Annotated in this window: 25 protein-coding genes and 1 pseudogene; 15 read left to right on the top strand and 11 right to left on the bottom strand. The window is 64.4% G+C overall.

Translation table 11 applies throughout. The annotated features are described in order from the left end of the window. Together EP26_RS16475 and EP26_RS34920 are read right to left on the bottom strand one after the other, a co-directional pair. On the bottom strand, window positions 1–224 hold a 224-nt coding region (locus EP26_RS16475), incomplete at its 3' end, for a transposase (RefSeq protein ID WP_211259458.1). A 524-nt stretch (window positions 225–748) separates the two neighbouring features. After that, window positions 749–976, bottom strand: a complete 228-nt coding sequence (locus EP26_RS34920) for a hypothetical protein (protein WP_157033585.1) — start codon at window positions 974–976, stop codon at window positions 749–751. A gap of 1685 nt (window positions 977–2661) precedes the next feature. On the opposite strand from EP26_RS34920, the gene EP26_RS16470 reads away from it, so the two are divergent. Then, window positions 2662–3504, top strand: a complete 843-nt coding sequence (locus tag EP26_RS16470; RefSeq protein WP_211259457.1) for a hypothetical protein — start codon at window positions 2662–2664, stop codon at window positions 3502–3504. 55 nt (window positions 3505–3559) lie between these two features. On the opposite strand, the gene EP26_RS37510 is transcribed toward EP26_RS16470, so the two are convergent. Next, window positions 3560–3703, bottom strand: coding sequence for a hypothetical protein (locus EP26_RS37510; RefSeq protein WP_245624430.1), 144 nt, complete (start codon window positions 3701–3703; stop codon window positions 3560–3562). Here EP26_RS37510 and EP26_RS16465 point away from each other — a divergent pair. Then, a protein-coding gene (locus tag EP26_RS16465) for an ISAzo13 family transposase (protein ID WP_408735102.1) occupies window positions 3647–4805 on the top strand; the annotation gives its coding sequence in 2 pieces (ribosomal slippage) (window positions 3647–3834 and window positions 3833–4805; 1161 coding nt in all). The two genes, EP26_RS37510 and EP26_RS16465, sit on opposite strands and share 57 nt — an antisense overlap. Before the next feature lie 149 nt (window positions 4806–4954). Here EP26_RS16465 and tnpA read toward each other — a convergent pair. Further along, on the bottom strand, window positions 4955–5368 hold the full coding sequence (tnpA, locus tag EP26_RS16460; RefSeq protein ID WP_043340009.1) for an IS200/IS605 family transposase: 414 nt from the start codon (window positions 5366–5368) through the stop codon (window positions 4955–4957). On the opposite strand from tnpA, the gene EP26_RS38625 reads away from it, so the two are divergent. Both EP26_RS38625 and EP26_RS16455 read left to right on the top strand, forming a co-directional pair. Continuing rightward, complete coding sequence (locus EP26_RS38625; protein ID WP_157033584.1) at window positions 5259–5552, top strand: helix-turn-helix domain-containing protein; 294 nt, start codon at window positions 5259–5261, stop codon at window positions 5550–5552. The genes tnpA and EP26_RS38625 overlap by 110 nt on opposite strands. A gap of 30 nt (window positions 5553–5582) precedes the next feature. Further along, a pseudogene (locus EP26_RS16455) lies at window positions 5583–6593 on the top strand (RNA-guided endonuclease InsQ/TnpB family protein); the annotation flags it as partial. Window positions 6594–6828: 235 nt separating this feature from the next. On the opposite strand, the gene EP26_RS16450 reads toward EP26_RS16455, so the two are convergent. The 3 genes from EP26_RS16450 to EP26_RS16440 form a co-directional block, all read right to left on the bottom strand. After that, the gene (locus tag EP26_RS16450) at window positions 6829–7089 is read right to left on the bottom strand and encodes a hypothetical protein (RefSeq protein WP_043340007.1); all 261 of its coding nucleotides are present in this window, start codon (window positions 7087–7089) and stop codon (window positions 6829–6831) included. 938 nt (window positions 7090–8027) lie between these two features. Beyond that, window positions 8028–8222 carry a hypothetical protein gene (locus EP26_RS34910; protein ID WP_157033583.1) on the bottom strand — a complete coding sequence of 65 codons (195 nt, stop codon included), beginning with the start codon at window positions 8220–8222 and terminating at the stop codon, window positions 8028–8030. Window positions 8223–9127: 905 nt separating this feature from the next. Continuing rightward, complete coding sequence (locus tag EP26_RS16440; RefSeq protein ID WP_169747419.1) at window positions 9128–9937, bottom strand: S1 family peptidase; 810 nt, start codon at window positions 9935–9937, stop codon at window positions 9128–9130. A 212-nt stretch (window positions 9938–10149) separates the two neighbouring features. Here EP26_RS16440 and EP26_RS16435 point away from each other — a divergent pair, with 212 nt between their 5' ends. Beyond that, the gene (locus tag EP26_RS16435; RefSeq protein WP_157033582.1) at window positions 10150–10494 is read left to right on the top strand and encodes a hypothetical protein; all 345 of its coding nucleotides are present in this window, start codon (window positions 10150–10152) and stop codon (window positions 10492–10494) included. A 47-nt stretch (window positions 10495–10541) separates the two neighbouring features. Here EP26_RS16435 and EP26_RS16430 read toward each other — a convergent pair whose 3' ends face one another. Next, window positions 10542–12257 (bottom strand): ParB N-terminal domain-containing protein, encoded by a 1716-nt coding sequence (locus tag EP26_RS16430; RefSeq protein WP_245624427.1) that lies wholly within the window; start codon window positions 12255–12257, stop codon window positions 10542–10544. Window positions 12258–12795: 538 nt separating this feature from the next. On the opposite strand from EP26_RS16430, the gene EP26_RS16425 reads away from it, so the two are divergent. After that, window positions 12796–13107, top strand: coding sequence for a hypothetical protein (locus EP26_RS16425; RefSeq protein ID WP_052389278.1), 312 nt, complete (start codon window positions 12796–12798; stop codon window positions 13105–13107). Between the two features lie 179 nt (window positions 13108–13286). On the opposite strand, the gene EP26_RS34905 is transcribed toward EP26_RS16425, so the two are convergent. Further along, window positions 13287–13424, bottom strand: a complete 138-nt coding sequence (locus tag EP26_RS34905) for a hypothetical protein (protein ID WP_157033581.1) — start codon at window positions 13422–13424, stop codon at window positions 13287–13289. Here EP26_RS34905 and EP26_RS16420 point away from each other — a divergent pair. Both EP26_RS16420 and EP26_RS16415 read left to right on the top strand, forming a co-directional pair. Then, window positions 13411–14271 (top strand): hypothetical protein, encoded by an 861-nt coding sequence (locus tag EP26_RS16420; protein ID WP_043339999.1) that lies wholly within the window; start codon window positions 13411–13413, stop codon window positions 14269–14271. The genes EP26_RS34905 and EP26_RS16420 overlap by 14 nt on opposite strands. Window positions 14272–14381: 110 nt before the next feature. Next, window positions 14382–15080, top strand: a complete 699-nt coding sequence (locus EP26_RS16415; protein ID WP_043339996.1) for a bactofilin family protein — start codon at window positions 14382–14384, stop codon at window positions 15078–15080. A gap of 117 nt (window positions 15081–15197) precedes the next feature. Here EP26_RS16415 and EP26_RS32070 read toward each other — a convergent pair whose 3' ends face one another. Continuing rightward, window positions 15198–15938, bottom strand: a complete 741-nt coding sequence (locus EP26_RS32070; RefSeq protein WP_052389277.1) for a prepilin peptidase — start codon at window positions 15936–15938, stop codon at window positions 15198–15200. 27 nt (window positions 15939–15965) lie between these two features. Beyond that, window positions 15966–16442, bottom strand: coding sequence for a hypothetical protein (locus EP26_RS16405; protein WP_043339993.1), 477 nt, complete (start codon window positions 16440–16442; stop codon window positions 15966–15968). 330 nt (window positions 16443–16772) lie between these two features. On the opposite strand from EP26_RS16405, the gene EP26_RS36275 reads away from it, so the two are divergent. From EP26_RS36275 to EP26_RS16375, 7 genes are all read left to right on the top strand, one after another. Further along, window positions 16773–17000, top strand: a complete 228-nt coding sequence (locus EP26_RS36275; protein WP_052389276.1) for a rod-binding protein — start codon at window positions 16773–16775, stop codon at window positions 16998–17000. Continuing rightward, the gene (locus tag EP26_RS16395; RefSeq protein WP_043339992.1) at window positions 16997–17365 is read left to right on the top strand and encodes a hypothetical protein; all 369 of its coding nucleotides are present in this window, start codon (window positions 16997–16999) and stop codon (window positions 17363–17365) included. The genes EP26_RS36275 and EP26_RS16395 overlap by 4 nt, the downstream gene beginning before the upstream one ends. Before the next feature lie 153 nt (window positions 17366–17518). Then, a complete protein-coding gene (locus EP26_RS16390) occupies window positions 17519–19072 on the top strand; it encodes a flagellin N-terminal helical domain-containing protein (RefSeq protein ID WP_043339990.1) in 1554 nt (517 codons plus the stop codon). 104 nt (window positions 19073–19176) lie between these two features. Continuing rightward, window positions 19177–19599 carry a flagellar biosynthesis regulator FlaF gene (flaF, locus tag EP26_RS33250; protein ID WP_084112596.1) on the top strand — a complete coding sequence of 141 codons (423 nt, stop codon included), beginning with the start codon at window positions 19177–19179 and terminating at the stop codon, window positions 19597–19599. Next, window positions 19599–20096 (top strand): flagellar biosynthesis repressor FlbT, encoded by a 498-nt coding sequence (locus tag EP26_RS16385; RefSeq protein ID WP_052389275.1) that lies wholly within the window; start codon window positions 19599–19601, stop codon window positions 20094–20096. The genes flaF and EP26_RS16385 overlap by 1 nt, the downstream gene beginning before the upstream one ends. Before the next feature lie 72 nt (window positions 20097–20168). Beyond that, window positions 20169–20495 (top strand): hypothetical protein, encoded by a 327-nt coding sequence (locus EP26_RS16380; protein WP_043339989.1) that lies wholly within the window; start codon window positions 20169–20171, stop codon window positions 20493–20495. After that, the gene (locus EP26_RS16375; protein ID WP_043339988.1) at window positions 20492–21670 is read left to right on the top strand and encodes a DUF1217 domain-containing protein; all 1179 of its coding nucleotides are present in this window, start codon (window positions 20492–20494) and stop codon (window positions 21668–21670) included. The genes EP26_RS16380 and EP26_RS16375 overlap by 4 nt, the downstream gene beginning before the upstream one ends. Window positions 21671–21750: the final 80 nt, after the last annotated feature.

Genomic DNA, 21750 nt, shown 5'->3' with positions numbered 1-21750 from the left:
ATGCGCAACTCCACCGTGCCGACCCGGGTCTGCCAGTCGCGCTCGCGGTAGCCGTTGCGCTGGTTCACCCGATCAGCGCTGCGCTCGCCGTGGCCGGCGCCGCAGGCCCCCTCAGCATCCAGCTCCATCAGTCGATGGGCTGCAAAGCCAATCATCTCCCGAAGGAAAGTAGCATCGGAGCCCTTTTCCATTAGCTCCCGAAGAGCAATCCTCTCATCGGTCATCGTGGCGTCCTTGGGTCAGAGTTGCGTGTCGCAACACAACCCTACCGAGGACCAACCACGATGGCCGCCACCGTTACGGTGACGGCCTCCTACACCACGTCCGGGGGCACGATCTTATCGTCTGGCCAGGCACCATCCCTCTTGCCCCTTTGCAGAGCGTCTCAATGGTGCTCTGGCATGGTGGTGAGCCGTCCAGCGGGACTGGTTGCACAGCCGATGCGGCCTCTGGCTGATCCGACCTCATTGCATCAGGCGCCTGTGTCACTATTGGGCTGGGCGTCGGCCGAGTCGGGCCGTTCCCCACCGGTGGAGGTGAGGCGGATTGACAGCATAGGGTCATTGGACCGGGGCTCTGACCGCTGCGCCGGGAGCCCAGGCCCGCCGACGCGGCAAGCCGTCCCACCCCGGGTAATGCGCCGAGGTCGTGGTTTGGGCACGATATTGGTTGCCAAGGATGGTCGTCGCTCGTACTGGCGGAGCATCCGAGACCGTCGCGGCGTCCCTGAAGACAGCTGCAATCGCCGCTACTTGAGGACGGCAAGTTGTGTTGACTGGCGATGGTCCACTTTTGCTAGGTGCCAAGCCGTTCCACCGTTGACGCGGCCCAGGCCCCGAACCACCCCACCAAGCTCCAGATGCGGGACGCTGAAGCAAACGTGGCGCGCTCCCACCAGAGACCCCAAACCAGTGCGCATATCGGTCGGTTGGCTGCTGGCCATTCCCGCCTCTGCGGCTTCGATGCGGCTGTCCATGAACGCGTCGTCTCGTCCTGGCCAACATCGCCCTTGAGCTTCGTCCGTCACGGCTGATTGGATCACCGCAGGATCCGAGTCCTGTGGGTTTTTGTCGCGCCCTGGAGCAACGCGCACCGACGACTGGGAACCCGCGACCATAAGGCCAAGGGCCGTTCGGCAGGCTCGGTGGACCGTAGCCGATGGGGTGCACCCCTCAACCGCTTGGTGTCGATAGGTCCACATCCGATCCGAGGCGGTGGGATGGGCGGCGCTGGGTCTCAATACGCGTCCTAAGCAAGTTGCCCTGCCGTCGGGCAATGGTCGCTGACACCCTGTGCCGCTCGACCGTGTGGCCGCCCCGGCGGAGGGGGTGCAGTCGGTGTGCCGCCATGCATTCTACCCCAGCGGCTCCAGTCCCAATTCCGTAATTTCAGAAGGATAGCGGATAATCCCTGTGGCTCGCCTGGGGTGAGCCGGAGCAGGGAGGTTTGCCCATCCTTAGACGTAGTGCAGAGTCGGTTCTGTTGCTTCTTTGTCTGGCGCCAAGCCCCGCCGACTCCGTTGATCGCCATGCTGTTTGGCCTGTGCGCAAACCTCTCCAACGCCGACGAAAGCGTCGGAATCGCGGGGGTAGAATCAGGCTGCCGCGTCATCTCTGGCGACATTCTACCCCCGTGCCTCAAACGAGAACAAAGCCTTGCCAATAGCTTAGCCGTTTACGGCCGTTTCGTAGCCCGGAGTCGCAATACCAGGGCTCTGCCGTATCTTGCGAACTCGTTGGTGAAATTGCTCGTTGTGGTTGATGAATGGCGGCTGTTCCATGGATTTGCGGCGCGCTGGGTGCGTCTGCTCGAGGGTTCAGCAGCGAAATCCCTGAAAACAGGGAATTTTGCTCGGAAGTGCGGGGGTAGAATGGGGGCGTGGTGTCGGCCGGATCTTGGCTTCGGGCGGCGGATTCTACCCCCGCCATTCACAAAAATCTCTTTTATTTTGAACCGGTTGTGTGATGCGCGCGGCAGCGAGGTGCGGACTGGTCGATCCCAGCCCGAGGGCTGGGGCTGCCAGGCCGTCGCCTGGTTCTTCATCTATTCGTTGAAGAGTTCTGAGTGCCGATCGCGTCTTACGTGCCTATCTGATTGGAAGTCCAGGGAATCCCCTGGAACAACGGGGGTAGAATCAGGCGTGATCCGGCTCCAGAGCCGCGCCTTCTTCCTGAGCATTCTACCCCCGCTATTCACAAAAAACCCGTTGTTTATCAGAGGCTTGCCCGAATGGTTTGATCGATTACTGGCCGTTTTGCCGTGGGATCTGCGATTGGCACGACTTACTCACAGGTAGATATCCACAAGGCTAGTCTTTCAAGAGTCTAATCAATTAAGTCTATGGCAAAATTTCGCTTTGAAATCAAAGGCTTGCAACCCCTTTTCTACCCCCGCCATTACGCGATACTACCCCCGCCGCTCCAAAATTCTACCCTCGCTATTCCGTTTTCCACAGACGGCTATCCACAGACCATGATAACACTGCCCGCAGGTGGGAAAGGCGGGGGTACAGTGTCGCAAGGACAGGATCTGACGGAGGCCGAGAGAGCACGCCTCGAGCGGCTGGCCCGCACCCGTCAAAATCTACGTGGCCGCAAGGCGCCCAGCGTCATGCCATCACGCCTTGCTCGGGCTGCTGCCTTCTCACCGCGGAGCCATGGTTTGTCGGAGGAACGGGCAACCCGGGTTTTCGTCGTCAAGCCCTATGCTGTGGTGGAGGTCAAGGGACGCGAGCTCGGCACCAAACATCGAGACTTGCTCATTGCACTGTTTCGGTTGCGCGCACGTCGGTTCGAAATCGTTGGATCGGATGGCCGGGCTGCCGGTGCGGTCTATCGTACGGAAACAACCTGGCGAGAGGTGTTGCGAGCCTGCCATTTATCGGCTCACGTGAACAATCTTCTGGTCGCGTTGCGCACCTGCGAGGAACTACGTGAAACCACCATGCGGGTCTTCACGGGTTCCTACGATGCTTATGAGGCCGCGATGAAGTTAGGTCGCCTGCCGGCAGCGGGTTGGTCTGACGGTATCATCGGCTCGATCGAATGGGACGGTCCCAGCCTCGACTCACCTGTGCGGGTTGCCTATGGCGAATGGGTGCGCAAAGCCTTTGAAACGAAACATCTTGTCAGCCTGAACGCGGATATCTATTTTCGCCTCAAAACAGACTTCGCGCGGGCTTGGTGGCCCTATATTGACTCCCAGCCCGGTCATGAATGGGTTGGTTTGGAGACGCTGGCCGAATTAGTCGGCCGAGATTACCGCAATGAAGAATCCAAGCAACGCGCCCGATTTCGGGAAGACGTTGCGAAGGCGTTTGAAGATATGGTTCGTGCGGGAGGTTTGGCCTCCTGGGAGCTGGAAGTTCTCGGCAATGGCCGAAAGAAAACCTATCGGGCTCGGTACCGGCATGCTCTGCCCAAGCAGGGCCAAATCGACCTTCTGACGCCGCTCACCAATGGTGAGACCTCGCCACCGCAGGACCGCAAGACCGCAGCACACTAAGGTTCTGACGCGAAATAATTGAATCGAATGTGATGGCGGTCTGGCGGCTCGGTGGTCAAAGGGGCTGGCTTTGATGGCGTAATCCGCTGGGGTGATCGACATCGACGACATCCGCGCGCGGTACCAGCAGGCCGGCCAGTTCCTGGATGAGCGTGGGCGACGCTTGTTCGCGGCCAACGAGGCCCTGGCGCTGGGTCATGGCGGGGTAACAGCAGCGTCGACCGCGACCGGGCTGGCGCGCAGCACCATCCGGCGGGCGATCGTGGAACTGCAGAGCGGGGTCAATCCGATCGGCGCTCGGGTCAGACGCGAGGGCGGCGGGCGCAAGCGCGGTGGATCTGCAGCCGGAGTTACCGGCTGCCTTGGAAGCTCTGATCAAGGATGCGATCCGCGGCGATCCGGAGACGCCGCTCCGCTGGGTCAGCCGCAGCCAGCGGCGGATCGTCCAGGCGCTGGCCGAGCGCGGCTTCGCAGTCAGCCAAAAGCTGGTGGGCCTGCTGCTGCGCGAGCTGGGCTACAGCTGCCAGGCCAACCGCAAGACCCTGGAGGGGACGAACCACCCCGACCGCGATGCCCAGTTCGCCCACATCAACACCGTCGTGCAGGCGGCGATGGCGGCAGGCCAGCCGGCCATCTCGGTTGATACCAAGAAGAAGGAGCTGGTTGGCGACTTCAAGAACCCCGGCCGTGAACTGCGGCCCAAGGGCCAGCCCGAGCCGGTGCGAGTACACGACTTCGAGCTGCCCGGCTTGGGCAAGGTCGCGCCCTATGGCGTCTATGACCTCGCGGCCAATGCTGGCTGGGTCAGCGTCGGAGTGGACGCCGACACCGCGGCCTTTGCAGTCGAGAGCATCCGGCGCTGGTGGCAGCAGCTGGGCCAGGTCCGCTACCCCAAAGCCAAACAGCTGGTCATCACCGCCGATTGTGGCGGCAGCAACGGCGCCCGGGTGCGGCTGTGGAAGCGCGAGTTGCAGCGCTTCGCCGACGAGTGCGGCTTGGCCATCACCGTGGCGCACCTGCCGCCCGGGACCAGCAAGTGGAACCGCATCGAGCACCGCCTCTTTGTCGCCATTTCGCAGAACTGGCGCGGCAAGCCGCTGGTCAGCCACCAGGTCATTGTCCAGCTGATCGGCGCCACCACAACGCAAACCGGGCTGACAGTGCGCTGCGAGCTCGACACGAACAGCTACCCCAAAGGTATCAAGGTCACCGATGCCGAGATGGCTGCGCTCGCCATCGAGCGTGACGCGTTCCACGGCGAGTGGAACTACACCATCTCACCCCACCAACAGTCACCGTGAAGTGGTTATTTCGCGTCAATCCCTAATCCATCTTGCAGGACCCCCACCAGGGCAAACCGCTGCAATGTCCTGACCAGAAATCGGCCGCAAGCCTGGTTCTTGAGGGCCGGGTAAGGCCGTCAGAGGTGCGTCAGCGCCGACATGGCGCCTCAGTCCGGGGTCCGCTGCTGCTCGACGTACTGGCGCACAATGCTGAGCGGGGCGCCTCCGCAGGACGCGGCAAAATAGGACGGCGACCAAAGCACGCCTTTCCAGTAGCGCTGGGCGAGGTCGGGGCGACGCTGCCGCAGGAGGCGGGAGGACACTCCCTTGAGGCTGTTCACGAGGGCAGAAATTGCCACGGTTGGTGGATACTCGACCAACAGATGAACGTGGTCGTCCTCGCCGTCGCAAGCCTGCAGTTCAGCACCGAAATCGGCACAGACCTTCTCGAAGATGCCCCGCAGCGTCTCGATGGCGGCGCCATCGAACACATGGCGACGGTACTTCGCCACAAAGACCAAATGGACGTGCAGTCCGAAAACGCAGGATCGACCCCGGCGAAAGTCGCTTGATACCGTCATAGGCCAAGAGCATCGTTGCGGTGTGCTGATCCGCAAGGCCCACCTCTATCGCCTCTACCCCACGCCCGAGCAGGCGGCGACCCTGTGGGCGTGGATCGGTGCAGTCCGGTGTGTCTACAATCTCGCTCTCGAACAGCGCCGGGATTGGTACAGGCCGGGCCGGAAGTTCAACGTCGCCACCTAGTGCCGCGAGGTCACGGCACTCCGGGCCGAGTTCGACTGGCTCCGCGAGGTGCCTGTTCACCCCTTGCAGCAGGCCATCAAAGACCTCGACCGGGCCTACCAGAACTGGTGGGCAGGGCGGGCACGGGCGCCGTCACCGCGCAAGCGCGAACTGAACGACGCCATGCGCTTCCCTGATCCGGCAACTTTCGCTGTCCGGCGCCTGTCGAAGAACTGGGGCGAGGTCAAGCTGCCGAAGCTCGGCTGGGTCCGGCTGCGTTGGGACCGAGCGATATCCGGCGAGGTGAAAAACATCACCGTCTCGCGGCGTGCCGGCATCTGGCAGGTCGCGGCGCAATACGAGCGCGAGATTGCGGACCCGGAGCCGTTGGATCTGCCGGTGGTCGGCATCGACCGGGGCGTGACCGTGTTCGCCGCCCTTTCGAACGGCACCATGATCGAGCCTGCGAACTGCGGGAAGAAGGCTCTGCGGGCGCTCGCCCGCGCCCACCGCACACTCGCCCGGAAGAAGCGAGGCTCGAACAACAGGAGGAAGCAGGTCCAGCGTGTGGCCCGGCTGCACATGCGCGTCTCGAACGCGCGCAGGGATTTCCTGCACAAGACCAGCACACATATCGCCAAGAACCACGGCGTGATCGTTTTGGAAAAACTGGTGGTCCGCAACATGGTCCGCTCGGCGGCAGGGACCATGGATGAGCCCGGCAAGAATGTCCGGGCCAAGTCGGGGCTGAACCGCGCCATTTTGGATCAGGGATGGGGCATGTTCGACCGCTTCCTCGGCTACAAGCTGGCGGAGCGGGGTGGCCTGACGGCCCATGTCCCAGCACCGAACAGCAGCCGGGAATGCTCGAGCTGCGGCCTTGTTGATCAGCGGAGCCGCAATGGCGCCCGGTTCCTCTGCGTCGGCTGCGGCCATGCCGAGCACGCCGACACGAATGCGGCGAAGGTCGTTCAACGGCGGTGGGACACACCGTTGCTGCCTGTGGAGGTTCCGGGTTGCCGGGCCGTTGAAGCAGGAACTCGCCAGCGGGCTGCGGCATGAGTGCCAAACAGCCCACCGGAACCCCGGACGTTCACGGCCGGGTGGATGTCAGCGAAGCCCAGCACAGGACCGCCGGACTGCCCTGGTCATCATCTCTGCAAAGGCGCAACGCAAAAAAGGCTGTTGGTGTCCCAACAGCCTTGGCTCAAGCCTGGATCCTGCCTTCGTGTCGCTGCGATGCGGCTGGGTCAATCATCACTTGTAAGGATGATCAGCAGGACAAACGACTGCCCTGTCACGCCACAAGAGTGAGTTTGATGTCGTTGTTCGTAAACGAACTATCATCGCAACCATCCAGCTCGGCGGTATGTTCGACGACGGCCACTGCGATGTCGAAAGCGCATTCGACTGAGGCTTCGATATCATCGACCGCGTTCATGGCGTTCAGGAGGAGAGTGCGAAGGGGAGACGCCGCTTGCTCTTGCAACGCCTCCGCCAAAAACCCAAGAGCTTGGCTAGCCCGCTGCTGAACAAAGCGGAGATCGATGGGCAGCATTGCTGCAGGCCTCCAAGGTTTTGCGTAATAACGGAGTTGTTTTTACAACTCTAGGTTAGGTCAGGCAACACAGCCTGTTGATAAGAACTCTGACGATTGTCGGAGGCTAAAAGCCTGATTCAAAAGCGTTTCTCAAAAAGCAGTCTGATCCAAAATTGTCTTGACTGTGGTGCATTCTCGACGATAGCCCGACTTCCTAGCCCCCGTGGTGCCTCAAACGTGCTTTTCACGCGGCGCACTGTGCCTAAATAGTCACAAAAGGGCAGGACGAGCGATAAGTTTCTGACGCCGATGCCTGGACGCGCGACGGCGCAATGACGCCGTGTTCGGCAGTGAGCCTACCCGTGCCAACTCCTGCCCAACTGTGGGGCAGCGGCCGACGCCGTCGGGAACCCGTATGACGGGCCGGAACCACCCATTGGACAGACGTGCTGTGGCTATGGATGCCGGGAGGCGCGATGATTGTCGTGGGGTGCCATCACGCCGATAGTCGCCGATCCACAATCGCTGTTCGGCGCGGGCATACCACCCGCCACGCTGAGCGTTCCCGATATCCGGGCGCCGCCTTGGTCACCCCCATCGAGCCGTCCACCAGCCTGCGATTTGGCATCACCTTGCCGACGGCCGTCGCATCGAGCCTCTTGGTGAGCAGCGCATCAGGCCGGCGGTGCCCCGCAAACCGGCAAACCGGGCTGCCTTACCAAACGCAGGCACTCGGCTGGCATGGTCAGCGCGATGGCGCGAGAGGATCGGTAACGCTCAGATCAACGTGATCTTGGCTGGAGGCCAGCCGCACGGGACAGGCGCTGGCCGACCGCGAGCTGCCGGCCCGACGCGTCATGTCGTGCGACGATGCGGCGCGCCGGGATGAGGCGGCCCTTCCACAGGATGTGGTCCTCACCATGCCGGTGCTGGCCGGATGGATGATCGGCCGCGCCCTAGGTGCCGATGGCAGTCATGTCCCGCAGGGCCGACTTCAATAGCAAGAGTTCCGCGCTGGACAGGTAACCCGAGGATGCTTCTGCCCGACGGGTTACAACGGCGAGCTTTTGCGTTGCTTCGACAAAGGTATGGGCCGAAATATGAGCCAGCGTGGTCAGGATCCGCTGTTCAGAACTGGCGATGAGCGCCATCAAGCTTTCATCAGAACTGGCGCTGCCCTCGACTGTCCGCAGCTGTTCACACAGCGTGACAACATCCTGACACACAGGCGACCGCATGAGGCGGTCCGCAGTTTTTTCCATTTCCGGGAGCTCCAGAGCCTGTCACCGACAGCGGTTGTCGCTGGCAACGACATTCTCACGGCCGCGTGAGTATCGGCAAGACGATTTTTCGCAAAGCCGATGCGACCCCGCGCTGCCTTCGAAACAGCGGGCAGCGTGGTGGCCAGAAGGCGCCCGCTTGCGGCGGCGGCGAGCGGTCATCGAGGCGCCGCCATGATCGATCCCTCGGGATCAGACCGGCGTCGTCCCGCTCTGACCAAAACGCGGGATGCTCGGCCCTGCTCCCGGCGAACACGGTCACGCCGCCCAAGGCCGGGAGGCTGCCGCTGCTGGCGAGGGATCCTCACCGCGTGCTGCACCTGCTGCCGGCCTAACCCTCGCGCTTGGCGGGGGTTACTGGGCGCAGCCGACCAGCAGACCCCGCTTTGGGCTCACCGACTCCCGCACTGTCGGCAGCAGCTCCGTCGCGCCACAGGACTGCGGCAGCAGCCCCGGACAGGGGCAACACGTCCCCCTCCCCCTGCTTCGGCGCCGCAAGGCTGGGTGGCTGGCGGCCAGCTTGATGGGGAGGCGGGTCCGGGACCAGAGTATTCGCTGGATCAGCGTCACGACCCGCGATCCGTCCGAATGGATCAATGCGGAGGTGGAGGTAGCTCAGGGCGCAAAGCGGCCAGCGCATAGGGGAGGCGCGAGCAGGGTGCGGAACAGCAGGATGCGCTCGGAGGCGCAGCGTCACCGGGCGCCGCTCGCACCGGCGGCCTGGTTCTCCGCTTTCCCATGGTGCCGCGCCGGACCGCCCGGCCGGGTAGTCGCGATTAGCAGAAAACCCGGTACACGGCCCGTGCGGCGTCGCTGCGGATGCGGCGCCAATCCAGATCGGTGGTCAGAGGCCGTGGCCGAAACCAGGGTGTCACCCCGGCGCGCAGCAGAAACTCGCGCAGATCCTCCAAGGGGACCACGGCGGTGAGGCCGCGTTGGGGATCGCCGGCATAGATTACCCCGACAACATCGCCCGCGCTGTCCAGCACGGGTCCGCCAGAGCTGCCGTTGGCGGTGGGTGCATCAATCTCCAGGAGCCAGCGCAGACGACTGGCTTGATGCGGCCCGAAATAGCGCAGCCCATCATCCCAGGTCGCCGCCACCTCCTGGCCCTGACCGTTGCGGACCACAAAGCTGTTGGCGCGGCCGCCCTCCGGCTCATGCACCGTCAGGCTCGCCCGCAGCAGGTGCCCCAGGGAACTGCGCAGGCCACCCGCGGGCACCCCATCCGCCGAGGCCACCGGGTAACCCAGCGCCATCACCGCCAGGCCACGTGGCAGCTGGGTCGCACTCGACAGGGCCAGCTGATGGGCAGGCAGGGCCGCCCCGGTGAGCAGGGCCAAATCGGTTTGTGGTTCCTCCTGCACAACCCGCCAGGTTCCGGAAACTCCGCGGACTTGCAGCGGCAGGCCGCGGCGGCGGCATTGCAGCGTGACATGGGCGTTGGTCACCAACATGCCTGGCGCCACCGCAAAGGCGCTCCCAGCGAAGCCTTCGGACGACGCGCTGGGGCGGCGCTGCGCGCTGGCCTCTACCCGGGCGGCGGGGGTTGCCGACCGGCTGTGCACGGCAAGCCCGATCACCATGGCGGTGCTGACGAGAGCCAGCCCACCCAACAGACGCCAAGGACGACGGATCATATGCGAAACAGGTCGCAAAAAGTGGTGGGTTAGCCTACAAGCTTCCCCGGATTTCGCCAAGCGAAAGACGGTCCACTCCAGGCGGAGACTGACGGGTGAAAGGGTTGCCCATTCTGCTGCGGCTGGCGCAACGCAGCTCCGAGGAGCGATGCGCGGTGTTGAGTCAGTCGCGCCAGGAGCGGCTGAGTGCCGAGGCCGAGCTGGCCGTCTATGACCGCGCCGTGGCGGCTGAGGATGCGGCCGCCAGCATCCAGCTCGCTGCAATGGGGGACTGGTCAGCCTGGATGACGGCGGCCGCGCGACGCCGCCAGGATCTCACTGCGGGTCTGGCGCTGTTGGAGGCGCGGGAGGCCGAGGCCCGGGAGGCCGTGCGTGAGGCGCTGGCCGATACCCGGCGCCTGGAACTGGCCCTGGAGCAGATCACCCAAGCCGAGCGCCGGATGGCCTTGCGTCGGGAGCAACAGGCGGCTGAAGAGGCGGAGCTGCAACGCCCCAAGGCCTGACCGAGGCGGCAGTGCCGCGGCGTGACGCGCCGCCGCACTGCCAGGGCTTAGTGCGGCTTCAGCAGCCGGTCGAGATCCGGCCGCTCCTTGAACCGCGCCCAGGCCCCCAGGAATTCCTTGAGCTGATCCTCCTGGCCGGCCCGTTCCCGGCGCAGGATCTGCATCCGCTTGCGCAATTCCAGGATCAGATGCCCTCGCGGCAGGTCGGCACCGGTCTCGAACCGCTCCAGGAAGATGCGGCCCAACTCGGGATTGTCGCGTTCGATGCAGTAGGCGGCATAGGCCATCACCGAACCGCGACCGAATTCCACCATCTTGCGGCCAAAGGTCCGCATGTCCAGCAGGCGGGGATGCGCCTCGATAATGCGCATCACCTCGGCCGGGGTTGGCTTGGCGTTGCGGATGCCCGAGGGTTTCAGCTCATGCTTCCACAGCAGCACCGCGGCCGCCGCCACCAGGGCACGATCGCCGAACTGCTCGAAAGCCGTGCCGAGCTGCGGGCCTTTCTTAGCGTGAATATCATAGGTCGCAAAAGCCTCATCTGGCAGCCCATGCATGACCGGCACCTCGATGGCCTCCTTCGCCTGCAACACGGCGGACAGCCGGTGCTGGCCATTGAGCAGCCGGCCGCTGCGCGAGAAGCAAATCGGCTGGGCATTCATCATCCAGTTGCCACTGCTGATATCCCGCGCGATCGCGTCAACATGGGCAGCCACGATCTTTCGGTTGCGGCCGTTCTGGGCGAGATACTCTTCCGCGCGCTGCGGCGTCACTGTTTCGACGGCTAGTGGATAGACATGATTGTCCTGGGTCAGCCGCGCCACCGCGTCCCGAAGCTTGGCTAAGCCCTCAGCCTCTGGCGCATCTGCCTGGCCGGGATCCTGCAGCCCGGCATAGCCCTGCAGACGCGGGAATTCCTCGCCCTTCACCGAATTGGTGGTTTTGTCGATCCAGTTATATAGCCGGTGCCGCTCGCCGGCGATGGTGGCATTCAACGCCTTGATGCAAATCGCCAGCAGCGTGGCGGGCTTCAATCGCGTGGCGGGGTCGCCCCGCGTGATGTCGATCAGATCCCGCACCCGGGCACCCGGCTCCAGCGGATCGTAGCGCTCCGGATAGGCGATGGCATCGAGGAAGCGCCGAGTGGCCGCCTTGTCGACGCGGAATCCCATGAACAGCAGCGGGGTGCGAACCGCCTCGGATAGCGCGCTGGCCTCGCTCTCCAAGGACATTTTGACGGCCAGTTCGAGATCGGGATTGGCCCGCAGCACGCGGTCCATCCGCGCCCAGGACACCGCACCGCCGCCACGGGTCATCCGGTTGTCGTCATACCGGATCAGCTTCACCAGCGCGGATTGCAGCGCATGCGCATGCTGCACCCCGCGGGCTTCCAGGACACCGGCAAAGGACCGCCGCCGCTGCTGGTCGATGGTATGCAGCACATCGTCGGGGATGTTCTGCGCCAGCACGGTGAGAAAGGGCACCTCCGCTTTGACGCAGGCGCGCAGGCGTTGCACGCCATCCAGCAGCTGACCGGTGCGGCCGATGATGATGGGCATGCCGTTCAGGATCCAACGGCCGCCCCGCATCGCCTCGGCATAATTGGCAATGGCGGTCGGGTTCTCGTTGGCGCTAGGCCGCTTGTGCTGCAGCAGGCTGAGGGCGCGATCGGGGGCGATCACCTCAATCGAGAAGGCGGGCCCGTCGGGGTCTGCCGCCTGCAGCTGCACGATGGTCTCGGCCTGATTAGGCGCGGAGGTCATCTTCGCCTTCCTCGGTGCCAGATTCGATCGAGCCATGCCGGTAGATCCTTGCATTCAGCATGCCCCCCCTTGGACCAGCCTGCACGTCAGGTTGGGCCGGAGCATGAAGCGGAAAACTTGGCCTCGCATTTCGCAGGCCATACGCATTATCGGGTCGCCACGTGGCAAAAAATTCTAGGTCATCGGGAACAAAGCCAGCGCCAACTATGATGAAAGAGCAGTGCGGTTGGCCGATCAAACACCGAACAGCCTGCCGTTGCTCACCATGAATTAGCATTCCTAAACACCCCTGCAACGGCCTGCAATCTAAAGTTATGCTAAAATACCTCAGCTTTCTGTTATCGCCGCGCCCTGGCGGTCCTAGCCGCGCATCGCCGCCAAGCTTACGGCTCGACGAGGTCTTGCGAAATTTCGTTGAGTTTTGGTGGGAAGCCGGCCTAGATGACGGCGCAAGGACCCCCTGCGTCCGCGGCTGCGTCACCGTCCCCTGGGTTGCGGCGCGGTCTATCCCTCTCAGCCCCGAGGCCGGAGATCCAGCATGACCGCTCAAGACAGCCCCGTTTTCGTCAGCCATACCGTGCGCTTGTCGCGGGCCGATGTGCTGGAAGCCCTGCGCGCGGCCGCCCTGGCCCGGGCCGGCAGCCGACTGGCTCTGGCGGATGCCGCGGCGCGCGGCGTGGAGCTTGACACGCGCGTGCTGCCCGGCGGTGACGTCCAGATTGATGGCGCCGTGGTGACCATCGAGGCCCGGCTGCCGGACCAGGTGTTGGCGGTGCTGCGCGCCCAGGTGGAGCCCCGGTCCCTGCGCGACACGTCGCGGCCCGAGCCCGCCTTGATCGGTCAGGGATAATCCTAGCCAGGAGGCCAGTGCGGTCGCTGCGCGCGGGATGGGGATCGCTTGGGGCATGTCTGTGCAATACGCCGCGTAATGCGAAATGTGGTTACAGCCGGGGCTCAAAATCGCCTCGCCCGCCCATAAACCGCACGTTGTGGCTTTCCCTGGCATCCTCGCCCGAACTGGATATAGGCTCACGCGATGCGGATGAGGGCTGCGGCCGGCGATGGCGGGATGGCGACGACTGGCAGGGATCCCGCGCCGCCGACCCGAGCCAGATTGGCGCCGCGGGCGCCGGTGGCCGCCCAGCGCAGCAGCGTGAACGCGATCATCCGGGCCTCGACGGTTCGGGTCGGCGCCAAGCGCCTGGTGGCTACCGGCGCCGAGGCGTTGCGCCGTTGGGCCATTGACCAGGGCACGTTGCCACGCGCCGAGGGGGGCACGCAGCTGGCCCCCATTGTCCGGCTGGGCGGCCTGCTCGAGGATCCCGCTTGCGCCCTGCCCCTGGCCGCACTGAGCCCCGGCGAGTTGGCCGCCTTACGGCAGCGCCGGCAGGCAGCCGGCCCCGCAGCGGCGGTGCTGGCCGAACAGGCCAGCCTGGCCAGCGCCATTCAAACCTTCTGCGAATTTTTCCAGCTGGCGCTGCCGCACCCTTTTGCCGCGGTGGCGCCCGATGCCTGGTCCATTCTCGGCCAGGAGCGGTATGCCCAGTTGCGCGGCTTGGCGCGGCGCGTGGATCCAACCCTGGAGCTGGCGCTGGAGCTGCTCTGGGCCACCGCGGCCGAGCCGGCGGAGCTAGCGGCCTGCCTGCAGCAGGATATCGATCGCGCGAGCCGCTCCTTGCTGTTGCCCGGCCGCCAAGTGGCGCTCTCGCCGGCGCTATTTCGCCGCCTGCCGCAGGGCGGTCCGACCGGGGCGCGTTTGCTGCCCGGCCTGGCCGCGGGCCGCCTCGAGGCCTGGCTGGCTGAGCCCTCTGCGGGCAGTGGCGGCACCGTCCGACGGGCTGCGGATCGCAGCCTCGCTATTGCACCGCAGGCCCTACGGCTGGGCGCCCTGGTGGCCCGGCTTCAGGCCGGCAGTCATTTGGATGAGATCCTGCCTTTGATCCCGTACGACTGGGACCCAGGTCGGCCACGGCCCGCGCTGGTCGACCTGCCACCCCATTGGAGCGACGCCTGACCCGCTCTGCAAAATTCGGTTGTCTGCACCTTGCGAAAAATGTTAGCTGACAAGCCAGCCGGAATGGTTGCCTTGGCCATTGGATCGGCGCTCCTAGAACGGGACCCAAGATGAGCATTTTCAGCAAGCCCAAGAGCACTGAGCCGCGGGTGACCTATGAGAGCTTTGAGCTGCCCATGGAAGAGGCGGCGCCGGAGCCTATGCAGGCCGCCCTGCTCACCATGACGGCGCCGGTGCGCGCCACCAGCGAGTGGGTCACCGCGGGCCGCGAGCCGACGGTGCTGCTGATCGCGGCGGACAGCGAGATTGAGGGCACCGTGCGCAGCCAGGGCGTGGTGCAGGTCGAGGGCGTCCTGCGCGGCGAGGTGCATGCACCGAAGGTGCTGGTGGCGGTCGGTGGCCGGGTTGAGGGCACCATCCGGGCGCAGACCACCCGCATCAAGGGCATCCTCAAGGGCGCTGTGGTGGCGCATGAGATCGACCTGGACCGCACCGCCAGCGTCGAAGGCGAGCTGACCTACGACGATATCAGCATCGAGCGTGGCGCTCGGGTGCGCGGCGTGCACCGCCAGCGCGACCCGGACGCGGCCACCGCGTCGGTGGTGGCGGCCGCTGGCGCCACCGCGTCGGTGCCGGCCGGCCTCGCCACAGAGGCGGAGGCCGCGCTGCAGGGGCTGGCCGAGGCGGCGCATGGCGCGGCGCGTGCGGCAACCGACCTCGCCACCGATGGCATCCGCGGCCTGGCGGAGCTGGAGGCGGAGCTGCGCGGTACGGGCAGCAAGCTGGACATCAGCACCGTCCACGCCTGATCCGGCGCCGCAGCAGCGGCGCCGATGCGCCGCTGCTGCCAGACGGGGTCACGATTGTTGGTGGGTGTTCCGCGGCCTGCCGCAGCCGGCTGGGCTGCGGCAGGCCGCAGCCTGCCCCTAGGGCAGGACCGCGGCCAAGCCCATGCTGCCCATCCAGGCGGCGACGATGGCGGCGCCAAAGGGCAGCCAGTCCGCCTGCTCCGAAGGCTGCCCCTGTCGAGGCTCACGCGGATGCGCCCAGGACCAGACCAGCTCCAAGATTACGGCAGCGGTGACCAGCAGGGCTACAAAGCGCGGCAAGCCGCTCAGGCCTGTTAAGGCGCCGCAGGCGGCGAGCAGCCTGACATCGCCATCGCCCAGCACGGGCCCCTCCCAACGCCATCGTGCCAGCCCCTGCAGGCTGGCGGTCAGCATCCAGGCGGCCGCCGCGCCCAACACGGCATCGGCCGGCGATACGGGCGCCACACCCAGCGCCGCCCCTAGCAGCCCCAGCCAGAACAGCGGCAGCGTCACACTGTCCGGCATCCAGAAGGCGCGCAGATCCAGCAGGGCGGCAAAACTGGCCAAAGCAAAGGCCAGGGCCAAATACAGCCCAGCCGCGCCACCACCACCCAGCAGCCAGCCTCCGCCCAGGGCCAGCGCCAGGACGGCAGTATGGGTCCAGCACCAGTGCCGTGGCACAGCCAGGCCGGCTGCCCTGCAACGCTGCAACGCCTCGCCGATCTCCAGGCCCCGCTGCCGGCTGCCCGCGCGGCTGTCGAGGGCTGCAATCTGCGCCGTAGCGAAGCGCGCCAAGGCTGGCCCCAGCAGCGTGCCCAGCAGGGCTGCGGCAACCGCCTGCTGCAGAGTGGGCACCATCTCAGCGGTCATGATCAGCCGGCGCGATCAGGGCCACTGCTGGCCGCGCTGCAGCGGGACCAGACCGGGATAGGGAATCTCCGCCAGGCCACGCTCCCGCAGCAGGCGGTTGGCCGCACGGGTCACCTCGCGCGGTCCGGCGTGATAGCCATCCAGCATGTAATAGCCACCGCGCAGCGGCCACACGCGGGCTCCAAGCAGGCTGCAGGCATATTCCGTCGGGGTCATGTGCTCGGACAGCGCTGGGACCTGCGAGGCGGCGGGCCGCGGCGCCTCAGCCGTCTGGTCACCCGCCTCCAGGGCTGCCCGGGCCAGGACGCGCTTGGCCCGGCGCTGCGCGTACCACAGCTCGATGCCAAAGATCCGGGCCAGGCGGCTGATGTCTTCCCCGGCGAGCAAGCGCCGGTCAAATTCGCCGCGCCGCCCCGCCGGTAGGGCCCGGCGGCGGATCTGATGACGGCGGCGGTCTTCCTCGAGAACATCCGCGGCTTCGCAGTCACTCACAACACGCACTCCTCCATCGGTCGGACCCCCGAATACAGGGCCCCAACGGCCGCGCTTGGCACGGCAGGAACAGCTCCTTCTGGAGTTCAGGAACCGTCCTTCTGGAGGGCTAGTGTTTGCCGATATGCGAAAATTTACGGCTTGCTCGCTGTAGCAAAAATCGGTGATGGTGAGAACTGGTTTTTGCAGCGGCGGTGCCTCATGGATGCAGTCTCACCCCCCTCCCCGATCGCGCGGCGCGCCGAGGCGCCTTCCCCGACCGGGCCGCACGCGGCGCCGCCGGCGGTACGCCAGGCGGCTCGCCGGCTGGAGAGTGCGTTTGCGGCGGAGATGCTGAAATCTGCCCGCCCGGCCCCGAAGGAGGACGGGCTGTTCGGCGGCGGCATTGGCGCCCGCAGTTTTGACACCTTCATGAACGAGGCTCTGGGCGAGGCCATGATGACGCGCGGTGGCCTTGGCCTCTCCCGTGCTCTGGAAGGCGCCATTCTAGGCGCCCAGAGGTCGTCCTCGGCCACTCCGGATTCGCACGATGTGGCCGCGCCGGCGGTGACGTCGTGAGCCCGCTGGTGCAAGCGGCGCAGCAGCTGCAGGCTGTGCTGAACCAGGAGACCGCGGCGGCACGCCGGGCCTCCCTGCCCGAGCTAACCGAGCTGATGGAGGCGAAGCGCGACGCCCTCGCCGAGCTGGAGGCGGCCGGCCCGGCTGCGACAGCGGCCGAGCGCGATGCGCTGCGGGCAATGTTGGCGGTGGCTGAGGAGAATGCGCTGGTGCTCGGCGCGGTGGCGGGCGCCATGGAGGCGGTGCAGGATCGTCTTCGGACGGAGCTGTCGGCGGCAGCCGATCCCGGCACCTATCAGGGAACGGGCGGACCGCGCCGGTCGCTGCGGCACACACTGGCGGCCAGCATCAACCGCACGGCCTAATGCGAAAGATATTCAGAGGCACACTTTTGCTTGCTAAAAATTCTGGAAATTGGTTATCAAGGTTCATCGCTTTCGGTTGACAAACGGTCGGCCCGCGATACTGCGTCAGAAGGCGCTCCCACAGCTTGAGCCCTTAAAGGGAGCTTGAAGGTTATGGCTTCTTCCATTCTCACCAACACTGGCGCGATGACGGCTCTGCAGTCGCTGCAGATGACGCAGAAGAGCCTACTTGAGACTCAGAATCGTATTTCCACGGGTCTGAAGGTCGCTTCCGCGAAGGATAACGCTGCGACTTGGGCAGTTGCGACTACGATGCGGGCCGATATCGGCAACTTTAAACAGGTCAGCGAGAATCTCTCGACCGCCGCCTCCATCGTTGGCACCGCCCGCAGCGGCGCCGAGCAGCTCGCCGATCTGGCAAAGCAGATCAAAGAGAAGGTCACTTCTGCGCAGGATCCATCCAAGAATAAGGCGCAGATCCAGGGTGACATCGACCAGCTCATCGCCCAGATGAAGAGCACCATCGACGCCTCTTCCTACAACAGCGTCAACATGCTGAACAGTCTCGGCCAGCAGCGCGTGGTCGCCTCGGTGAACAATGTGGGCGGTGTTTCCACTCCTACCTATATTGATGTGAAAAACCAGGATCTGCGCGTGGAGCAGGGTGCCGGTCTTGCGAGTCTGCAGGATCTGTCGGTGCTGTCCAAGGCCGACACCATCCTGGCAAACGCGACCGATGCTGAGAAGACGATCGACTACTCCTTCACCGGCGGCGGAACGCCTGGCACCAACGACGACAACGGCGGTCAAGTTATTTTCAGCTATACCGATGCCGAAGGTAAAGCTAGGTCAATCGTAACGAGTTTCGCCACGACGGACATTACGGACGACCTGATCGCTGCTAAAGTAGCTGCTAACACCAGTTTTGATGCTGCTGGGTTCAAAGTCACTTCTGCCTCGGGCGTACTGACTGTCTCTGCTAAGAACCGGGAAGTCGGCGTGTCCTTCAACAAGGATGCTTTTTTCGTCCAGAACAACACTGGCGGTGACTACGCGACGACTGGTGGCTCAGACAAGGTGTCGATGACCTTCAACGCCAATAAGCCGCTGGCGCTCGGTGATTTGATGCAGTTGAGCTATACCAACACCGGTACCAGTGCAGTCACGACCGCCAAGTTCCAGGTCGCCAACGCGACTTCGGGTACAATCTTGAACACTGACAGCAATGGTGTGAATACTTACGCACTCAACGCTGCAGTTGTGAGCGACTACAATGTGTCCGGAGGTTCGCCGGGTATGCGTGCGGAGTTCGCTACGGCTCTCACGGCCGCTATGGGTGGCGGCTTTACCGTGGGCGTCTCTGGTTCGACTGTAACGTTGACCGCAGCGGCTAGCCATACGTTGAGCGATTTCCGGTTCCCTCCGACCGACTACGCGGCGTTGCTGGCGAAGGCTGACGCGGCTATGTCCGTTACAACCAACGCAGCCGCCGCCCTCGGTTCGGCAGGCGCCCGAATCGACACGCAGAAGTCCTTCATGGACAAGCTGGTCGATACTCTGACCACCGGTGTTGGCGCCCTCGTGGATGCGGACATGTCGGCCGAAGCCGCCCGTCTGCAGGCTCTGCAGGTGCAGCAGCAGCTTGGCACTCAGGCGCTCTCGATCGCCAACCAGGCACCGCAGAGCATCCTGTCGCTGTTTCAGTAGCATCAACGGGCGCGGCTTCGGCCGCGCCCAATCTGCTTCGGCGTGATTCTAAAGTTTCTTTGCTTGCTGGTTGCTTTAGCCCCTGACGAGATAGAGAGATCCCCGTGTTAAGCGAGATTGGGTCCGACTTGCATGTGGCAATCTCCCGTCCTCGCGGGGCGGCTACAGCTTATGGGTCAGTGATCCGACAAACTGAGACGCCAAGAGATATAGAGTATCGCGTGCTCAGCAACGCGACTGCGCTGCTGCAAGATGCGTGTCGCTTTGATGCGGATCCCGCTGCGCTGTCACGCGCAATCCATGAAAATTACAAAGTGTGGAGCGCCTTCGCCGTCGACTTGGCCGCAGCTGGTAACGCTTGGGACGATGTGAGTAAGGCTAGATTGTTCTCTCTTGCGCGCTGGGTACTTTTAGAAGGGGACCGCGTGATGCGAGAGCGAGCATCTCCAAATGCACTGATCGACGTCAACCATATCATCATGCAGGGCTTGAAACCCATGCCCACAACCCAGGAGTCCGCGACCTAATGTCGCTCGTCCTGAAGCTCGGACCTTCCGAGCAGCTATTCATCAATGGTGCAGTTATCAGCAACGGCGATCGCCGCAACAACCTTCTTGTGCAAAACGTTGCGCATATTCTTCGAGAGAAGGATATCATGCATGAGGCAGAAGCTTGTACTCCTGTACGCGCTGCGTATTTCGCGGCCCAGAATGTCCTCCTCAATACGCGCATTGAGCTTGGCTCCGCGCAGCCCTTCCTTGAGCAGATTGCGCAGCTGCGCACGGCATTTGTCAAAGCAGAGCACCTGCAAATGCTAACCGAAGCTGTGCGCCTGGTCCAGGTTGGCAATGTCTATCGGGCCTTGGGCGTGCTGCGGGATCTCCTGCTGTATGAAGCAGCCCTGCTGAATCAGGCGCCGCCCGACCGCTTCCGCCGCGAGGTCGCACCATCGGCGAATCCGCAGCCGGAGGCTCGCGCCGCCAATTTGAGGCACACACCAGCGCTTCTGGTTGCGGCACAGTGAGATAATGCCGTGAACCATGAACCAGGATAACCCGGGTCGAATGGCCAAAGGATCAGGTTAGGAGTCACGGTGATGATTGAGCCGGTTCAGTCGAAGAGCAAGCTGGTAGCGGGCCTCGAGCAGCCAACCCAGCCCGCACTGCGCACCCAGGCGGAGGAGCGGCGGGATCCGCCCGTTGCTGCGGCCGGTGGTCAGGATGTGCAGCTGAATGATCGGCAAAAGCGCGTCGCGCCGAGCAATGCGGGTTTCGAAGTCCGGCTCGACGGCTCCACTATGCGACTGTACTCCGAGATGCGCGACCCGACGACGGACCGTGTGGTGGTGCGGCTGCCGGTCGGCTACCAGCCGGAATCGGAGAAGCCGGCTGCGATGACGCCGCCGGTGTCGGTGCTCGCATGACGATCGGCAGCGCCTTTGGCTCGTCGGTGCCGCTGGCCATACCGGCTGGATCCGCGGGTTGGCGGCTCCTGCAAGCCAAGGCGCCTGCCGACTTTGTGAGCTTCTCCAAAGACCCCATGCTGAAAAACGACGTGGCGTACTTGCGGGCAAAGCTGCCCACCAAGCTGACCGCCAAAGACATGCTGGCCGACCCGCGGCTGCAGCGGATTGTGTTGTCGGCTTATCGGCTCGACGCTCAAGTCGGCATGAACGGCCTGATGGAGAAGGTGCTGAACAGCGACACCGCCAACTCGACCTCCCTTGCCCGGCGGATGAGCAATGCGCAGTTTGTCGAGATTGCCCGGGACTTCAATTATGGAGGCGTTTCGGTGCCTGCCATCCCCGCCATGCCTGCGGGGGCCACGGTGCGGATTGAGGGCGTGCGACCCGACCAGGCCTTTGACAGCGTGAGCGGCAGTTTTGGCGGCGTTGCAGTGAAGGATGTCGATACCAGCCAGGCGATCAATCGCGCCGAGCTGGCAGCTGTGCTGCAGGCGGCCTGGCGTCGCGCCGATGGCAATCGTGCGGATATCAGCGTGACAGCCTTCGGTCTGGACCTGGTGTTTTCGGATGCCAAGGGACGGGGCGCAGCGAAGGATTTCGCCTTTGTTAGTGATGGGGCGGCCACAGCCGCCCTGGTCCAGACGACCGCAGGCCGCGCCGCCACCGCGGCTGTTGGCGGCCCCAAGGTCACCTCTGAATCCTTCATGGAGCAGCTGATCACGCGCTTCACCGAGGCGCGCTTTGAACAGCGCGTGGGCGATACCTCGGATACCTTGCGCCGTGCCCTGTATGCCAAGCGCATGCTGCCGCAAGCCGCAAACTGGTACAGTGTCATCGCCGACCGCAACCTGGCTGCCGTGGTCGAGTCAGTTCTAAATCTGCCCGAGACCTTCGTCAAAGTGGACGTCGATCGCCAGGTCGGAATCCTCAAGTCGAAGATGGATATCGCCGACTTCAAGGATCCTAAGAAGCTTGGGCAGATGCTGGATCGGTACGTGGCCAAGTCTGGTGCGGCAGAGGGCACACTCTCCGCCGCGGCGTCGGCCATGACGCAGTTGTTTGCGCCGCTGGATCTCAGCAATCAGAATGCCTTCAGTGGCGCCAGCTCGGCGGCCCTGTTCGCGTTGCTGTAGGCTCCCTCCATCGAGGCTGCGGCCAGCCGCCAGATCCCAATGACCGGCTGACGCCACAGCAGCATGGGCTGCCCTGACGG

The sequence above is a fragment of the Belnapia moabensis DSM 16746 genome, assembly GCF_000745835.1.
GTDB classification, from domain to species: Bacteria; Pseudomonadota; Alphaproteobacteria; order Acetobacterales; family Acetobacteraceae; genus Belnapia; species Belnapia moabensis.
The sequence above is the reverse complement of the archived record's forward strand: the minus strand, read 5'-3'. Positions and strand labels throughout refer to the sequence as shown.

Excerpts from the sequence above, each read along its gene's own strand:
- EP26_RS16385 (WP_052389275.1), top strand. The coding sequence starts at position 19,599 with ATGTCGCTCGTCCTGAAGCTCGGACCTTCCGAGCAGCTATTCATCAAT.
- EP26_RS34920 (WP_157033585.1), bottom strand. The coding sequence starts at position 976 with ATGGACAGCCGCATCGAAGCCGCAGAGGCGGGAATGGCCAGCAGCCAA.
- EP26_RS16450 (WP_043340007.1), bottom strand. The coding sequence starts at position 7,089 with ATGCTGCCCATCGATCTCCGCTTTGTTCAGCAGCGGGCTAGCCAAGCT.
- EP26_RS37510 (WP_245624430.1), bottom strand. The coding sequence starts at position 3,703 with ATGACCCAGCGCCAGGGCCTCGTTGGCCGCGAACAAGCGTCGCCCACG.
- EP26_RS32070 (WP_052389277.1), bottom strand. The coding sequence starts at position 15,938 with ATGGTGCCCACTCTGCAGCAGGCGGTTGCCGCAGCCCTGCTGGGCACG.
- EP26_RS16430 (WP_245624427.1), bottom strand. The coding sequence starts at position 12,257 with ATGACCTCCGCGCCTAATCAGGCCGAGACCATCGTGCAGCTGCAGGCG.
- EP26_RS16380 (WP_043339989.1), top strand. The coding sequence starts at position 20,169 with ATGATTGAGCCGGTTCAGTCGAAGAGCAAGCTGGTAGCGGGCCTCGAG.
- EP26_RS16375 (WP_043339988.1), top strand. The coding sequence starts at position 20,492 with ATGACGATCGGCAGCGCCTTTGGCTCGTCGGTGCCGCTGGCCATACCG.
- EP26_RS16425 (WP_052389278.1), top strand. The coding sequence starts at position 12,796 with ATGACCGCTCAAGACAGCCCCGTTTTCGTCAGCCATACCGTGCGCTTG.
- EP26_RS34905 (WP_157033581.1), bottom strand. The coding sequence starts at position 13,424 with ATGATCGCGTTCACGCTGCTGCGCTGGGCGGCCACCGGCGCCCGCGGC.
- EP26_RS16440 (WP_169747419.1), bottom strand. The coding sequence starts at position 9,937 with ATGGTGATCGGGCTTGCCGTGCACAGCCGGTCGGCAACCCCCGCCGCC.
- tnpA (WP_043340009.1), bottom strand. The coding sequence starts at position 5,368 with ATGACGGTATCAAGCGACTTTCGCCGGGGTCGATCCTGCGTTTTCGGA.
- EP26_RS34910 (WP_157033583.1), bottom strand. The coding sequence starts at position 8,222 with ATGGCGCTCATCGCCAGTTCTGAACAGCGGATCCTGACCACGCTGGCT.
- EP26_RS36275 (WP_052389276.1), top strand. The coding sequence starts at position 16,773 with ATGCTGAAATCTGCCCGCCCGGCCCCGAAGGAGGACGGGCTGTTCGGC.
- EP26_RS16415 (WP_043339996.1), top strand. The coding sequence starts at position 14,382 with ATGAGCATTTTCAGCAAGCCCAAGAGCACTGAGCCGCGGGTGACCTAT.
- EP26_RS38625 (WP_157033584.1), top strand. The coding sequence starts at position 5,259 with ATGGCGGCGCCATCGAACACATGGCGACGGTACTTCGCCACAAAGACC.
- EP26_RS16390 (WP_043339990.1), top strand. The coding sequence starts at position 17,519 with ATGGCTTCTTCCATTCTCACCAACACTGGCGCGATGACGGCTCTGCAG.